The organism is Candidatus Pelagibacter sp. RS39 (genome assembly GCF_002101315.1).
Lineage (GTDB): Bacteria > Pseudomonadota > Alphaproteobacteria > Pelagibacterales > Pelagibacteraceae > Pelagibacter.
The window spans coordinates 681,025-696,255 of the sequence record NZ_CP020777.1; the positions used below are offsets into that span (position 1 = coordinate 681,025).

Consider the following 15,231-nt stretch of genomic DNA (forward strand, 5'->3'; position numbering starts at 1 on the left):
TATGAGTAAAAAAAGAAATAATCCTGAAACCATTGCCATACATGGTGGTGATTACAGAAGTGACCCAGCAACTAATGCTGTTGCTGTGCCAATATATAGAACAACGTCATATCAATTTCAAAGTACTGAACATGCAGCAAATTTATTTGCATTAAAGGAATTTGGAAATATCTACACAAGGATTATGAATCCAACTAATGATGTTTTAGAGAAAAGAATTGCAGCATTGGAAGGTGGATTATCTTGTGTAACGGTTTCATCAGGGCAAACAGCTTCGAGTTTTGCAGTTCTAAATGTTGCTCAATCAGGTGATAACATTGTTAGTTCTACGGATCTTTACGGCGGAACAGTTTCATTATTTACACATACCTTAAGTAAACTTGGGATTGAAATTAGATATGCTGATCCAAGTGATCCTAAAAACTTTGAGAAGGCAATAGATGATAGGACCAGAGCTTTTTATGGTGAGACATTACCTAATCCATATTTGAGAGTGTTCCCTATCAAAGAAGTTTCTGATATTGGAAGAAAATATAATATTCCATTAATAATGGATAATACTGCTGCGCCAATTATATGTAAACCAATAGAACATGGAGCGGCCGTCGTTATACACTCATTAACAAAATATATTGGTGGACATGGAACTGCTGTTGCTGGAAGCATAGTTGATAGTGGTAACTTTGACTGGACCGCAGATCCTAAAAGACAACCTTTATTCAATGAGCCTGATGCAAGTTATGGAGGTGTTGTTTGGGGAAAAGCTGTACCAGAATTAACCGGAGCTAATGTACCTTTTGCAGTCAGAGCAAGAGTTTGTTTGCTTAGAGATTTAGGTTCAGCTTTAGCACCAGATAATGCTTTTGCAATAATTCAGGGACTAGAGACCGTAGCTCTAAGAATGAAGCAACATTGTGAAAATGCTGAAAAAGTAGTTAATTTTTTAAAAAAACATAAAGAAGTAACTAAGGTTATATATTCCACTGAACATGAGAAGAAAATAGCTGATAGAGCTAAACAATATCTTAAAGGTGGAAATGGACCAATGGTTGGTATTGAACTTAAAGGTGGTATTGAGGCTGGGAAAAAATTTATTGAGTCTTTGAAAATGTTCTACCATGTAGCAAACATTGGTGATGCAAGAAGTTTAGCTATACATCCTGCTAGTACTACTCATAGTCAGTTGAACGAAAAAGAGTTAGCGGCATCAGGTGTGACTCAGAGTTATGTAAGACTTTGTATAGGTATTGAGCACATTGATGATATTATTGATGATTTAGATCAAGCCTTGAACAAGTCATCAAAAGGAAGTTTAAAAGCTGTTAGTTAAATTTTGTATTTAAATAAAAAAAATAAATACTTGAGCTAACTAAAAAAATTGAACTTATTTGGTGCAGAGATGCAACATAAATCTGTGCACCATATAAGACTGTGAAAATACCTAATATAATCTGAAGAATTATAAATATACCCAAATAATTAATAGATTTATATAAATCATACATCTTGTTTCTATAAATCTTATAGAAAATTGAAAAATAAAAAATTACTATCAAATAAGCTAAATTACGATGAATAAATTGTGCTAATGAGGGATCACTTAGAGCCGCAACTTTAAATAGATCATCAAAATTATTATCATCAGGAAAATATGAACTGCCCATTAAAGGCCATGAATTATAGATTTTTCCTGCATCCATACCAGAAACAAAGGCACCAATTGAAATTTGTAAAAAAATCAGGATTAAGAATAATAAAGGAATAAATATATTTAGTTTGTTTGTTGTGTTTCTTGATACGTTAATTTTTAGATAATTCCAATATATTAAAGATAAAATAAAAAAAGCAATGAGTAAATGTAAAGATAACCTAAAGTGACTTACATCTACTCTGTTAACTAATCCACTACTAACCATATACCAGCCAATGAAACCTTGAAAACATATAAGAAAAAAAATGAAATATAGATTTGATAATTTAGTAATCTTAATCTTAAAAGAAAAATAAATTAATGGTATTAAGTATCCAAGACCGATCAGTCTTCCAAGAAATCTGTGAGCCCATTCCCACCAAAAAATAACTTTAAACTCGCTTAAAGTCATATTGTAGTTTTGTAACTTAAATTCAGGGATTTGTTTATAAAGATTAAAATAAATAGTCCAATCATTTTGATTAAGAGGTGGAAAAAAACCAGAAAATAATTCCCATTCAGTTATTGAGAGGCCTGAGTCGGTAAGTCTTGTTAAGCCACCAACTATTATCATAAAAGATATAATCCAAAACATAAAGATTAACCAAATTGATAGCTGATTATTTATTTTTGCATTTGTTGTGTACATGTGGGGATAAATATAATAATTTTCATATTATCCAAATATATAAATGTCGCCTTTAAAAAGAAAAGAACTTAACAAGATAAGATTAAAGTTAGATAAATTGGATAATTCATTGATTAAACTAATTAAACAAAGAACTAATCTTGTAAATCAAGTTTTAAAACTTAAAGATAAAAAAAAGGAAATTATTGACAATAAAAGAATTAAAATTATTTTGAAAAATATCAGAAAAAAATCTCTAGCAAATAAGATAGACCCTAAAATTACCAATCGTATATGGAAAAATATGATTTGGTCCTATATTGATTACGAAAAAAGAAATTTTAAAAGAAAATAATTACTTACTATGCGGAGGAAGTTTTTTTTCAATAAAAACTTCATGTTTTCTAGTACTTGGGTTATATTTACGCGCTGAGAGTTTAACTTTAGCTTTTTCACCACCCGCTGGTTTTTTTACATAATAAAAAAATGGACTATCTGGTTTACTTTCGGGAACTAGTCTAACTTTTACGTGTGTTTTTTTTGCCATTATTTATAATCTTTTAAATTTTTAACAATTTTAGAAATTTTTAAAACTTTATTTTTAAAATTACTCGTTCTTATAGAATTATTTGAAATTTCGTCAAGGTTTAAAGTATCGTTAATATCTGGATTATCTAAGATTTTTTTTACTCCTTTAATAGTCATACCTTGGTCTTTAAGAAGAAATTTTATTTTTTTTAAAATATCGATAGTTTTTTGATCATAATATCTTCTATTAGAATTAAGTAATTTTGGTTTAACTTGTTTGAATTGTTTTTCCCAAAATCGAATAGTATGGGTTGAGAAAACTCCTTTTTTTTTTGAATTTAATCTTAAAATTTCAGCTACTTCACCTATTGTTTTATAAGCATTCTCAGATTTATCAGTCATTTCTATTAATGAATTCCTTAAATTGTTTTGAAGGTTTAAATAAAACCACATCTCTACTCGAAATAACTTTAGGTTCTTTAGTTTTGGGATTTCTGCCCACTCTAGATTTTTTTCTTCTTATTGAAAAAGTTCCAAATCCTGACAGTTTAAGTATTTTTTCTTCTTTTAAATTAAGAATAATTGTTGAAAAAAAATCATTAATAAGGTTTTCAGATACTTGCTTTGAAAAGCCTAGCTGCATATAAATTTGATTTATTAAGTCTTTTTTAGTTAAATTTATTCTCATTCTTTAAATGTTATGCTTTATTTTTTCTATCAAATTACCTTTAACAATCTTATTACAAACATCTAAAGAATTTGAAAACCCAATAAAATCAGTGCCACCATGACTTTTCACAACTGGGGAGTCTAAACCTAAAAAAATTGCGCCATTATATAGTCTAGGATCTAGTCGGTTTTTAAATTTTTTCAAATTATAAAAATTTAATACTGAAGAAATTTTTCCTATAAATGAACCAGTCATTGCTTTTTTTAATTCTTTAACAATAAAGTTTGCAGTTCCCTCTGCTGTTTTTAAAGCTATGTTCCCAGTAAATCCATCTGAAATAATTACGTTTATTTCACCATCCATAATTTGATTACCTTCAATATATCCTGCAAAATCATAATTTTCTGATTTTTTATTACTCAATATCTTAAATGTTTCTTTAATAGTTTCATTTCCTTTAAGTTCTTCAGAACCTATATTTAATAAACCTATATTTGGCTTTTTGTCTGGATATAAAGATGTGTAAAGAGATGCACCCATAATTGAAAAATCAAACAAATTTTTTGAGCTACACTCTATATTAGCACCTAAATCTAGTACGACACTCATTCCATTTTTATTGGGCCATAATGCTGATAATGCAGGCTTATCAATATCTTGGATCATCTTGAGATTTAATTTTGCAATTACTAGTAAAGCTCCAGTATTGCCTGCAGAAATAACTATATCTGCCTCTTTATTTTTGACACTTTCAATTGCAAGCCACATACTTGTGTCTTTACCCTTTTTTGCTGCTTCCAAAGGACTATCTGTACTTAAAACAAGATTTTCTGTATGAATTATCTCATAATGTTGACTTTCAATTTCATCTTTAAGCAATGAAATAATCTTATTTTTATCCCCAAAAATTTTAAAAAAATTTCCTTTATTCTTTTTATGATTATGAATTATACCATCGATAACCTTTTTGGGTGAATTATCTCCACCCATTGCATCCACTGCAATTTTAATCAAATCAGCCATTACTTAATATTAAATTATTTAATCTTTAGGGTCTATAACTTGACGGCCTTTATACATACCAGTTTTTAAATCTAAATGATGAGATAATCTGTATTCACCTGATTTTTTATCTTCAACTACATTTTTAGCTAAAAATTTCATATTCTTAGCTCTTCTCATTCCAGTCCTTGAAGGAGTTTGTTTACGTTTTGGAACTGCCATAATTATGGGTTAATTACACTTTTTAAATAAGAATTCAAAGTATTTTTTGATAAATTTGAATAGTAATTGTTGAAATAATCAACTAATTCCTCAATATTCTTAAAATTTTCCAGAAATTTAGATATGATTTCTCTCTTTTTTATATCCTCTAAAGTATCCCAGAAATGAATGTCAGAAACAATAGCATGAAAAACATTGATATAATCTTTCATTTTTTTGTTAATAGATTGATCACCATATCCAATTTCTCTTATACTTAGTTCTAGTTGTCTAAAATTAAAATCATAGATTTCTTGCAATTTTTTTTCATTTTCTTCAGATTTAAATACTTTTAAAAAAAAGGCAAAATGTAATAAAAAAACTAATAACCTATCATTAAAACTATCTTGTTTATCAAGACTTTTATATAGTGTTTTATTTGTAGTTAATTTAATTAATTTGTTATAAAAATATATATAATTCATTCCATGAAAATTATTTTAATTATTTTAACAATTTTCTTAAGTAGTTGTAAATTAAATAAAGTTGTCAAACATCATGGTATTCATAATTTAGAAGGTAAAAGTAAAGAATTATTAATTAATGAAACTAATATAAATCAAATAAAAAGTTTATTAGGTCCACCATCATCCACAAGTTATTTTAATGAAGATATTTTGATATATTTAGAAAGAAAAACATCTAATTCAAAATTATTAAAACTTGGAAAAAAAAAATTAATTGCAAATAATGTTTTGTTATTAGAAGTGGACAATAGAGGGATGTTAATTAACAAGGAGTTTTTAAACCAAGATGATCTAAATAAACTTAAATTTACTAACAAAACAACGAAAACAATTGCTGATCAAGAGTCTTTTGTGTCTAGAGCATTGTCTGGTGTAATGACTAAAATAGATGATCCACTTGGTAAAAAAAGAGGAACATTAGGTCGCTAACCTAACCAGCAATTACAGCTAACAATAACAATGCAACAATATTTGTTATCTTAATCATTGGGTTAACAGCTGGTCCTGCAGTATCTTTATATGGATCTCCAACCGTGTCACCAGTTACAGCAGCTTTATGAGCCTCTGAGCCTTTACCACCATGATTACCATCTTCGATATATTTTTTTGCATTATCCCATGCGCCACCACCAGCAGTCATTGAAACTGCAACAAAAAGTCCAGTTATAATAACACCTAGTAACATTGCACCAACTGACGCTAGAGCAGCAACTTGTCCACCAATTGAAAGAATTATAAAGTAAAGTACCACCGGTGAAAGAACTGGTAATAGTGATGGTATAATCATCTCTTTTATTGCAGCAACTGTTAATAAATCTACTAATTTGGCATAATCAGGTTTTTGTTTTCTTTTCATTATACCTGGATATTTCTTAAACTGTCTCCTAACTTCAACAACTACAGCACCACCTGCTCTACCTACAGCTTGCATTCCCATTGATCCAAATAAATATGGCAACATACCACCAATTAATAAGCCAACTACAACGTAGGGATTTGATAAATCAAAAGTTACCACAATTCCTTCTAATGCAGATCCTGCTTCTTTTGAGAAGTGTTTTATATCTTCTGTATAAGCAGCAAATAAAACTAAAGCACCTAAACCTGCAGAACCAATTGCATAGCCTTTAGTTACAGCTTTTGTAGTGTTTCCAACAGCATCTAATGCGTCAGTAGTTTTTCTTACTTTTTTATCAAGATTAGACATTTCGGCAATACCACCTGCATTATCTGTTACTGGTCCATACGCATCTAGTGCAACAACCATTCCAGCTAATGCCAACATTGTTGTGACAGCAATAGCAATTCCAAAAAGTCCAGCAATAGAATTGGTAATTAAAATACCTGCAACAATAATTATTGCAGGAATTGCAGTTGCTTCCATTGATACTGCTAATCCTTGAATTACATTAGTTCCATGCCCTGTTGTGGATGATAAAGCAACCGATTTAACCGGTCTATAACTTGTTCCAGTATAATATTCAGTAATCCATATTAATAAACCTGTAATTACAAGACCAATCACTCCACAATAATATAAATCCTTACCATTAAAGGTTTTGTCATTTACAGTATATTCATTAGAAAAACCTATTACATGGTCAGTAACTGGCCAAAGAATTAATAGTGAAGCTACCGCAGATACTATAAAACCTTTATATAAAGCATTCATTACATTGTTATTTTTTCCAAGTTTTACAAAGAAAGTTCCAATAATTGATGTAATTAAACATGCGGCACCAATTGTTAAAGGATAAACCATCATATTTAGATCACCAATGAAAAAAATAGATGAAAGAACCATTGTTGCAACAATAGTAACTGCATAAGTTTCAAATAAATCCGCAGCCATACCAGCGCAATCACCAACATTATCACCAACATTATCTGCAATAACAGCAGGGTTTCTTGGATCATCTTCTGGTATTCCAGCTTCTACTTTACCAACTAGATCAGCACCAACATCAGCACCTTTGGTAAATATTCCACCACCTAATCTTGCAAAAATTGAAATTAATGATGCACCAAATCCTAATGCAACAAGCGCATTAACTATTTCTCTCTCATCAACTTCAAATTTTAGTAATAAAAAATAATAAACTGCAATTGCTAATAGGGCTAAACCTGCAACTAACATACCTGTAACAGCACCAGATTTGAAAGCAACAGAAAGTCCCTCTGCTAAACCTTTTCTTGATGCCTCTGCAGTTCTGACATTTGCTTCTACAGAAACTAGCATACCAACATAGCCAGCAATTCCAGATAAGGCAGCACCAATTAAATAACCTAGACCAACAAGTGGACTAAAAGCAATACTAACAATAACCAAAACTACAACACCAACAATAGCTATCGTTTTATATTGTCTTGCAAGGTATGCTTTTGCTCCAATTTGAATAGCTGAAGCAATGTCTTGCATTTTTGAATTTCCAGCACTCGAATTAAGAATATTTTTTCCAGTTAAAAATCCATAAACGATTGATAATAAACCTGCTACGATTGTATATAATAAAATAGTTTCTGCTGTTGAGTTCATAAAAACCTTAAGTTGTTGGTTGTTAATTTTTTAAGCCCGGACAATACAAAAAAAGATGAAAAAGACAATGATTAACTTTCAAAATTGATGAATATAACCTTTATTTTTAGCCTCAATTTGCTTGTCTTTTAAATTAATAATCTTAGATCTATTTTTACCAGATATAATATTACCAATTTTAGTAATTTTAATACCTGTAATTTTTGATATTTTTTTAATGATTCTCGATTTAAAAGGACTGGCTGTAAAAAGTATCTGATAATCATCACCTCTGGTTGAAATATTTATTTTTTTAAATTTTTTAATTCTAATTAATTGACTTAGAGTTTTTGATACCGGTATTTTTTCCTCGAAAATATGAAATGAAAATTTTTGTCTATTAATCAATTTTTTTAAATCATCGATTAGCCCATCTGAAATATCAATTGAAGTGTTTGCTAATTTTAAAAGATGATTGACTAATTTTGTTTGAAGGTCAGGTTCGTAATATTTTTTAATAAAAAATTTAGACATCTTATTATTAACTTTGATTTTACCTTTAAGTATTTGTAGACCAATAAAACTATCACCTAAATTTCCAGTTACATAAATATCATCATTTAATTTAGATTTATTTCTATAAACTATATCATGTGAGTAGCCTAATGATGTAATAGTAAAACTTAACTTATTTGAAAAAGTTGTATCTCCTCCACATAAACTTATATTATATTTTTTTTGTTCATTTTTAAGAGATTTTGATATTTTTAATAAATTTTTTTTTGTAAAGTTGCTTTTATTACCAGACCCTGAAATAAAATAAAATTGTGGTTTAACACCTTTACAAATCAAATCTGATATTGATGATCTTAAAATTTTTTTAATTACAAGATCAGGAGATTTAAAATCTATAAAATGTGTACCTATATTATAAGTATCAATTGAAATAACTAATTTTTTCTTTTTATCAAAAAAAACATCATCATTTAAATTAAGAGCAGATATATTATGTTTGGTTAATTTAGAAAAAAAATTATTTATTAATTCAAATTCATGCATTTTTAGATCTCAATTTTTTACCTAAATCATCTAATAAAGCATTTAGATATTTTGTTTGAGAGTCTTCAAGAAAAAAATTAGAGGAATTCAGATATTCTTTAATAATAATGTTAATTGATAAATTAGGTTTATACATAAATTCGTAAGTTGCAGCTTTAAGAATAGTTTGGAAAATTTTATCTAATTTCTTAAAGATAAACTGATCACCAAGTTTACTGTTTAATTCTTCTAAAATAAGATCATTTCTCTCTATTGTCCCCAAAACTATATCTTTAATAAATTTCTTAAACCTGTGTTTGGGGAAATCTAAATCATTATCTTCGTTATAAAACTTGCCATAAAGTTTTTGAATTATAATTACTCTAGGATTATTTTTTGGCTTAAAGTGAGTCTTCATTTCTGCGATAGTATTAAAATTACTGCATTTGCAGCCTCAGCACCTTTATTTTTTCTTACTTTTGCTTGTTTCATATTTAAACAAGTAATAATACCATTACCCACAGGTTTTTTTTGACTTACAGATAAATCCATTATTGCATTAGTGGATGCTTGTGAAATAAAATCAAAATGTGGTGTTTGACCCTTGATGACACAGCCTAAAGCTAAAAATGCATCAAATTTTTTTAAATTTTTAGATATTGTAACTGGAATTTCAAAAACACCAGGTACTCTAATAATTTTCACTCGATTTGACCTAGGTATATTTTTCAAGGCGCTTTTAAGTAGTCCATCACTTATATCTTTATAATAATCAGCTAAAACAATTAAAATTTTTTTATTCATTATATAAGTTCCTGTTTCTTAATTTTAATTCCATAACCATCAAGCCCAATAACTTTTTTTAAAGATCTAGTAATTAATATCATATTTTTGATTTTTAGATCTTTAATTATTTGAGCTCCAATTCCATAATTTTTAATTGATTTATCATTTCCTTTTTTTACAAATTCTTTATTATTATATTTTTTTAACGTCTGTGATACTGACCTTAAATTTGAGTCTTTAATAAACACTAAAACACAATTTTGGTATTTCTTAAAATAATTTAAAGTTTTATTAAATGAATTTGGTAACTTTTGATTTATTAAATAATTTTGGACAATATTAGATGAAATTACTCTAACTCTTGGTGTGATACCTCTTTTAATTTTACCTTTTATAAGAGCAAAATGTTCTGCACCATCTAATAGATTTTCATAAATTCTAATCTTATATTTTTGTTTTTTTACTTTGATTTGGCTCTGCTTTTTTAACCTTATAAGTTTCTCTTTCTTTAATCTATAAGCTATTAAATCTTCTATTTTTCCAATTTTAAGATTATGTTTTTCTGCAAAATTAAATAAATCTTGACCTTTTGCCATTGTGCCATTTTCATTCATTATTTCACAAATGACCGCTGAATTATTTTTTTTGGCTAATTTTGATATATCAACAGAGGCCTCTGTATGACCTGCTCTTACAAGAACACCTCCATCTTTAGCAATAATTGGAAAAATATGGCCGGGTGATACTATTTCTTTTTTATTAACATTTTTTTTAGATGCAATCTTAATTGTTTTAGCTCTATCCTTAGCTGATATACCTGTTGTAATTCCTTTTTTTGCTTCTATAGAAATTGTAAAAGCTGTCTTATTTCTTGATTGATTTACAGGAGACATTAAAGATAAATTCAATCTCTTCGCCTGCAAACTATCTAGTGCCAAACAAATCAAACCACGACCATGTTTTGCCATGAAATTAATATTTTTTGCTGTTGAGTCTGATGATGATATCACTAGATCACCTTCATTTTCCCTTTTTTCATCATCAACCAGAATGAACATGCCTCCCTTTTTAGCAACACTTATTATTGTTTCAATTGGTGCAAAATTATTTTTTTTCATAAAAATAATTTCTAACGTATTTAGACAAGATATCTATCTCAATGTTAACTAAACTATGTTTATTAAGTTTGGATAAATTAGTTTCCTTATAGGTATGTGGAATTATCCATATTTGAAAACCTTTTTTTGTTACTTTTGAAATTGTAAGTGAAATTCCATTTACACAAATTGAAGCTTTTTCAATAAGATGTTTTCTCTCTTTTTTGGGGATCTCAAAATCAAAAATAAATGATTTATCAATTTTTTTAATGTTTAATACTTTTGCAACTGTATCAACATGACCTTGGCAAATATGCCCTGAAATTTTTGTTCCATATTTCAACGGTAACTCTAAGTTAATTTTGTCTTTGTTCTTTATATATCTAAATTTAGAACGGAGTATTGTCTCTTTTGAAAGATAAAATTCCATTAATTTTGATTTATAAGAAATCAAAGTTAAACATACGCCATCACATGCAACTGATAATCCAATATCTTTTTTTGATACTTTAAGTTTACTTTTTACAAATATATTAATTCCTTTAGGTCTTTTTGCAATTTTTTCAATTGTACCTTGATTATATATTATACCATTAAACATATTAATTTTTATACAATGTTATTTTATTATTTCCTAAATTAAGTTTTAAGTTAATTTTTTTTTTATATTTCTGTTTTAACAAATCTAAGCTATTAAAATATAGATATTCTGATTTTTTTGAGAGTTTTTTATTGCTTTTGTATAAATAAAACTTATTAAAAATTTTATTTTTCAATAGATGGTTAGTTAATTCATCACCACCCTCTATTAATACATTTCTACAATTCATTTTATACAGTCTTTTTAATAGAATTTTGATATCAAATCTTCCTTGATTATCAATTTTAGAGAATATTAAATTTATTCCTCTTTTTCTAAAATTTAAAATTTGTGATTTACTAGCTTTATTATAAAAAATAATAGTATTAGTTTTATTTGCTGTATTTATTATAAAACTATTAAGATTTGTATTTAGTTTATTATCTAAGATAATTCTTCTTGGAGAATATTTTTTTAAACCCTTTAATCTGCAATTTAATTTAGGATTATCATTATTTAAAGTTTTATATGAAATCATCAATGAATCATTCTTATATCTTAATAGATGTGTAAATTTATCAGCCCTTGCATTAGTAATTTTTCTATCCAATTTACTATAAATTAGATTATTTTTTGAAACAGCGATTTTACCAGTGACATATGGCAACTTTTTTTTTCTATTAAAAAAATATGTCGAATAAAAATTATTAACTTTTTCTTCTAAAAGCCCTTTTCTTATCTTAATTTTTTTTGATTTTAAAATTTTAAAACTTTTGTTCCTAACTCTAATATCAATATCTGAAACTGAATAGATAACCTCAGAAATTTTAGATTTTATTATTAAATCTGTACATGGCGGTGTTACGCCATGATGGCAACATGGTTCCAAGGTAACATACATTTTTGATCCTCTTAAATTTTCTATAGAACTCTTGATTGCATTGAATTCTGCATGGGGTCTTCCATTTATTGATGTTTGACCAATAGAAATAATCTTATCGTTTTTGACAATCACACATCCAACAGAAGGATTTGAACCTGTATGACCATATCGAGATACTGCCAGTTTTAAGGCTATCTCCATGTATAATTTGTCTTTTGATGAAAATTTATCTTTTTTTGTAGACATCAAGTTTGTCCACGAATTGTACAAAATCTTTTTCCTCTCGGAAATTTCTATAAACAGAAGCAAAACGAACATATGCAACAGGATCTAATTCCTTTAAGCCTTCCATAACCATGGTGCCAATAGTATTTGTTGATATTTCACTTTGACCAAGTTCTTCAAGTGTTCTTGAAATTTTACTTATGAATTTTTCAGCAGTTTCTGTATCGATTGGACGTTTCTTTAAGGCTATATAAATTGATTTTGATAATTTATCTCTATCAAACGTAGATTTTCTACCATTCTTTTTAATTACCATAATTTCTCTAAATTGAACCCTTTCAAACGTTGTAAAACGAGCACCGCAAACGCAAAGTCTTCTTCTTCTTATCGCAGTACCATCTTCGGTAGGACGAGAGTCGACAACTGAGGTCTCCCCTTTTTTACAAATTGAACAGATCATTAATTATAAGTTCTTATATATCGGAAACGATGAAGTTAAAGAGATAACTTCATTTTTTACTTCATTTTCTATTTTACTGTTATCATTTGGGTTTTCTGATAACCCTTTTAAAGTTTTTGTAATTAATTCACCAACAGTCTTAAATTCATTTAAGCCAAAACCCCGCGTTGTAGCTGCTTGTGTCCCTAATCTTATACCAGAAGTGACCATTGGTTTTTCAGTATCAAAAGGAATTCCATTTTTATTGCAAGTAATGTTAGCTCTTGAAAGACTTTCTGCTGCAAGATTACCTTTAACATTGTAAGGTCTTAAATCTACCAACATTAAATGTGTATCGGTACCATCAGAGTAAATCTTAAAACCATTATTTTTTAAAGTTTCAGCTAAAATTTTAGCATTTGCTAAAACTGACTTAATATAATCTTTAAATTCTGGTTGTAACGCTTCAAGAAAACCAGCGGCCTTAGCTGCTATGATGTGCATTAACGGACCACCTTGATAACCTGGAAAGACTGCTGTGTTGAATTTTTTGGCAAGATCTTCATGATTAGTTAAAATTATTCCACCTCTTGCACTTCTAAAAACTTTATGTGTTGTTGATGTAACAACATGAGCATAATCACAAGGGTTAGGATATCCTTTACCAGCTACTAGACCAGAAAAATGCGCCATATCAACCATAAGATAAGCACCAACTTTATCAGCAATTTCTCTAAATTTTTTGAAATCTATGACTCTTGAATAAGCACTTCCTCCAGCAATAATTAATTTTGGCTTATGTTCAAGAGCAAGTTTTTCAACATTATCATAATCTATGAGTTCAGATTTTTTATCAACATCATATCCAATTGCATTGAACCATTTACCTGACATAGAAATTTTAAGACCATGAGTTATGTGACCGCCAGAATTCAAACTCATACCCATAAAAGTATCACCTGGACTTAATAAGGCTAAAAATACAGCACCATTAGCTTGTGCGCCTGAATGTGGTTGAGCGTTTGCAAATTTACAGTTAAATAACTTTTTTAATCTTTCATTTGCAAGGTTTTCAGCAACATCAACATGTTCACATCCATTATAATAACGTTTACCTGGATAACCCTCTGCATATTTATTAGTTAAAACCGAACCCTGAGCCTCTAAGACAGCTTGTGAAACTATATTTTCAGAAGCAATCAATTCAATATGTTGTTGTTGTCTTGTTAATTCATCTTTAATAGCTTTATATAGTTCAGGATCTTTTACAGATAAACTATCTTCAAAGAAACTTTTATAGCTGTCGTTCAAATAATTTTTTTCACTAGACATAATTAAATCTTTTTAATCCTTCTCAAGTGTCTACCTCCGTCAAATTTAGTATTTAAAAAAATTCCTACAAATTTGAAAGCATTTTTTTTACTAATTAACCTAGAACCTAATGTAATGATGTTTGCATCATTATGCAATCTGGATAATTTAGTTGATTTTGTATTAAAACACTGTGCTGCGCGTATATTTTTATGCTTATTTGCCGCAATATTCATTCCAGTTCCTGAGCCACATACTAAAATGCCAACATTATTTTTACTAACTTTGACTTTTTTTGCTAATTTGTGTGCAAAGTCCGGGTAGTCAACACTATCGTTATTTACAGGTCCAAGATCTTTAAAATTTAGTTTGTTGCTTTTAAGATATTTCTTTATGTCCTCTTTTAATCTAAATCCGGCATGATCTGAGGAAATAAATATTTTTTTCAAATTAATTAAACTTATAATCTAAAACACACGCAACTAGGTGTATTCTATTTTCTTCGCCACCATTAAAGGCGTTATGATATTTTGTATTATTTGTGATCCAAACAGATCCGTCTGCTGGCATATGTTTGGCTACATTATCTATAACCATAATACATCCAGGATTGGTAATTATAGGTATATGTAATCTAGGTTCCGGATCTCTATGCCAACTTAAAGTTGATCTTGGTTCTTTCAGTAAAATTCTCATTCTTCCTAGTTTATACCTAGAGGACAAAACATCATACACATGTTTAAAGTAAGTATTATCGTAATCTTTTATAAATTCACTATATGCAGACTCATTTATCACTCCCTCTCTCATTACTTCTTTGCCAGATCTGTCAGGTTTAGTCCAATAAAGACCTCTTGCTTTATTTCCTTTAATAGACTCTGGATCACCAGGAATTTGCGTTAATGAGATGGCACCAAAATGTGTAACACCTGCGTCTTCAAACTTTTTAATCTGAATAATTTGGTTATATGCTTCTTGGAGTTTTAAAATATCAAACTTTACTTCTTGTTTTTGAAAATCACTAAAGTCTAAAACTCGTTCTTCTTTTTTTACATTCAAATTTATTATTTTGGTGTTTTCAACTGTCATCGTGTTTGCTTTGTACTCTTTT

The 15,231-nt window shown here is 28.5% G+C and carries 21 protein-coding genes; 3 read left to right on the forward strand and 18 right to left on the reverse strand.

What is annotated here, in order from left to right:
- Window position 1: 1 nt before the first annotated feature.
- Entirely contained in the window at window positions 2–1,330 is a 1,329-nt protein-coding gene (locus tag B5L73_RS03635) for an O-acetylhomoserine aminocarboxypropyltransferase/cysteine synthase family protein (protein ID WP_085147919.1), read from the forward strand.
- Here the strand turns inward: B5L73_RS03635 and B5L73_RS03640 are convergent.
- Window positions 1,323–2,339 carry a COX15/CtaA family protein gene (locus B5L73_RS03640; protein ID WP_085147922.1) on the reverse strand — a complete coding sequence of 339 codons (1,017 nt, stop codon included), beginning with the start codon at window positions 2,337–2,339 and terminating at the stop codon, window positions 1,323–1,325. The genes B5L73_RS03635 and B5L73_RS03640 overlap by 8 nt on opposite strands.
- Before the next feature lie 43 nt (window positions 2,340–2,382).
- On the opposite strand from B5L73_RS03640, the gene B5L73_RS03645 reads away from it, so the two are divergent.
- Window positions 2,383–2,673, forward strand: coding sequence for a chorismate mutase (locus B5L73_RS03645; RefSeq protein WP_085147925.1), 291 nt, complete (start codon window positions 2,383–2,385; stop codon window positions 2,671–2,673).
- Here B5L73_RS03645 and B5L73_RS03650 read toward each other — a convergent pair whose 3' ends face one another.
- Genes B5L73_RS03650 through B5L73_RS03675 form a run of 6 tightly spaced genes read right to left on the reverse strand, consistent with a single transcriptional unit; the run spans window position 2,674 to window position 5,204 of the window.
- The gene (locus tag B5L73_RS03650) at window positions 2,674–2,865 is read right to left on the reverse strand and encodes a 50S ribosomal protein L33 (protein ID WP_085147928.1); all 192 of its coding nucleotides are present in this window, start codon (window positions 2,863–2,865) and stop codon (window positions 2,674–2,676) included.
- Complete coding sequence (locus tag B5L73_RS03655; protein WP_085147931.1) at window positions 2,865–3,248, reverse strand: MerR family transcriptional regulator; 384 nt, start codon at window positions 3,246–3,248, stop codon at window positions 2,865–2,867. Before B5L73_RS03655 ends, B5L73_RS03650 begins: the two co-directional genes overlap by 1 nt.
- Window positions 3,241–3,534 (reverse strand): integration host factor subunit alpha, encoded by a 294-nt coding sequence (locus B5L73_RS03660; RefSeq protein ID WP_085147934.1) that lies wholly within the window; start codon window positions 3,532–3,534, stop codon window positions 3,241–3,243. Before B5L73_RS03660 ends, B5L73_RS03655 begins: the two co-directional genes overlap by 8 nt.
- 3 nt (window positions 3,535–3,537) lie before the next feature.
- The gene (plsX, locus tag B5L73_RS03665) at window positions 3,538–4,539 is read right to left on the reverse strand and encodes a phosphate acyltransferase PlsX (RefSeq protein WP_085147936.1); all 1,002 of its coding nucleotides are present in this window, start codon (window positions 4,537–4,539) and stop codon (window positions 3,538–3,540) included.
- An 18-nt stretch (window positions 4,540–4,557) separates the two neighbouring features.
- Complete coding sequence (rpmF, locus tag B5L73_RS03670) at window positions 4,558–4,740, reverse strand: 50S ribosomal protein L32 (RefSeq protein WP_085147939.1); 183 nt, start codon at window positions 4,738–4,740, stop codon at window positions 4,558–4,560.
- Window positions 4,741–4,742: 2 nt separating this feature from the next.
- Window positions 4,743–5,204 (reverse strand): ubiquinol-cytochrome C chaperone family protein, encoded by a 462-nt coding sequence (locus B5L73_RS03675; protein WP_085147941.1) that lies wholly within the window; start codon window positions 5,202–5,204, stop codon window positions 4,743–4,745.
- A 3-nt stretch (window positions 5,205–5,207) separates the two neighbouring features.
- Between B5L73_RS03675 and B5L73_RS03680 the strand changes: the two genes are divergently transcribed.
- Window positions 5,208–5,675 (forward strand): hypothetical protein, encoded by a 468-nt coding sequence (locus tag B5L73_RS03680; RefSeq protein ID WP_085147944.1) that lies wholly within the window; start codon window positions 5,208–5,210, stop codon window positions 5,673–5,675.
- Window position 5,676: 1 nt separating this feature from the next.
- Here B5L73_RS03680 and B5L73_RS03685 read toward each other — a convergent pair whose 3' ends face one another.
- The 11 genes from B5L73_RS03685 to B5L73_RS03735 all read right to left on the reverse strand — a co-directional run bounded on the left by B5L73_RS03685 (window position 5,677) and on the right by B5L73_RS03735 (window position 15,209).
- On the reverse strand, window positions 5,677–7,782 hold the full coding sequence (locus tag B5L73_RS03685) for a sodium-translocating pyrophosphatase (protein ID WP_085147947.1): 2,106 nt from the start codon (window positions 7,780–7,782) through the stop codon (window positions 5,677–5,679).
- A gap of 78 nt (window positions 7,783–7,860) precedes the next feature.
- Window positions 7,861–8,820, reverse strand: coding sequence for a thiamine-phosphate kinase (thiL, locus tag B5L73_RS03690; protein WP_085147950.1), 960 nt, complete (start codon window positions 8,818–8,820; stop codon window positions 7,861–7,863).
- Window positions 8,813–9,217 (reverse strand): transcription antitermination factor NusB, encoded by a 405-nt coding sequence (locus B5L73_RS03695; protein WP_085147952.1) that lies wholly within the window; start codon window positions 9,215–9,217, stop codon window positions 8,813–8,815. The genes thiL and B5L73_RS03695 overlap by 8 nt, the downstream gene beginning before the upstream one ends.
- The gene (gene ribH, locus B5L73_RS03700; RefSeq protein ID WP_085147955.1) at window positions 9,214–9,603 is read right to left on the reverse strand and encodes a 6,7-dimethyl-8-ribityllumazine synthase; all 390 of its coding nucleotides are present in this window, start codon (window positions 9,601–9,603) and stop codon (window positions 9,214–9,216) included. The genes B5L73_RS03695 and ribH overlap by 4 nt, the downstream gene beginning before the upstream one ends.
- Window positions 9,603–10,703, reverse strand: a complete 1,101-nt coding sequence (gene ribB, locus B5L73_RS03705) for a 3,4-dihydroxy-2-butanone-4-phosphate synthase (RefSeq protein WP_085147958.1) — start codon at window positions 10,701–10,703, stop codon at window positions 9,603–9,605. Before ribB ends, ribH begins: the two co-directional genes overlap by 1 nt.
- Window positions 10,690–11,283 carry a riboflavin synthase gene (locus B5L73_RS03710; RefSeq protein ID WP_085147961.1) on the reverse strand — a complete coding sequence of 198 codons (594 nt, stop codon included), beginning with the start codon at window positions 11,281–11,283 and terminating at the stop codon, window positions 10,690–10,692. Before B5L73_RS03710 ends, ribB begins: the two co-directional genes overlap by 14 nt.
- Before the next feature lies 1 nt (window position 11,284).
- Entirely contained in the window at window positions 11,285–12,391 is a 1,107-nt protein-coding gene (ribD, locus tag B5L73_RS03715) for a bifunctional diaminohydroxyphosphoribosylaminopyrimidine deaminase/5-amino-6-(5-phosphoribosylamino)uracil reductase RibD (RefSeq protein WP_085147964.1), read from the reverse strand.
- Window positions 12,372–12,830: a transcriptional regulator NrdR gene (gene nrdR, locus B5L73_RS03720; RefSeq protein WP_085147967.1), complete on the reverse strand. Its 459-nt coding sequence runs from the start codon at window positions 12,828–12,830 to the stop codon at window positions 12,372–12,374. The genes ribD and nrdR overlap by 20 nt, the downstream gene beginning before the upstream one ends.
- Before the next feature lie 3 nt (window positions 12,831–12,833).
- Window positions 12,834–14,141 (reverse strand): serine hydroxymethyltransferase, encoded by a 1,308-nt coding sequence (gene glyA / locus B5L73_RS03725; RefSeq protein WP_085147970.1) that lies wholly within the window; start codon window positions 14,139–14,141, stop codon window positions 12,834–12,836.
- Window positions 14,142–14,143: 2 nt separating this feature from the next.
- On the reverse strand, window positions 14,144–14,569 hold the full coding sequence (rpiB, locus tag B5L73_RS03730; RefSeq protein WP_085147973.1) for a ribose 5-phosphate isomerase B: 426 nt from the start codon (window positions 14,567–14,569) through the stop codon (window positions 14,144–14,146).
- 1 nt (window position 14,570) lies between these two features.
- Complete coding sequence (locus tag B5L73_RS03735; RefSeq protein WP_085147976.1) at window positions 14,571–15,209, reverse strand: aspartyl/asparaginyl beta-hydroxylase domain-containing protein; 639 nt, start codon at window positions 15,207–15,209, stop codon at window positions 14,571–14,573.
- Window positions 15,210–15,231: the final 22 nt, after the last annotated feature.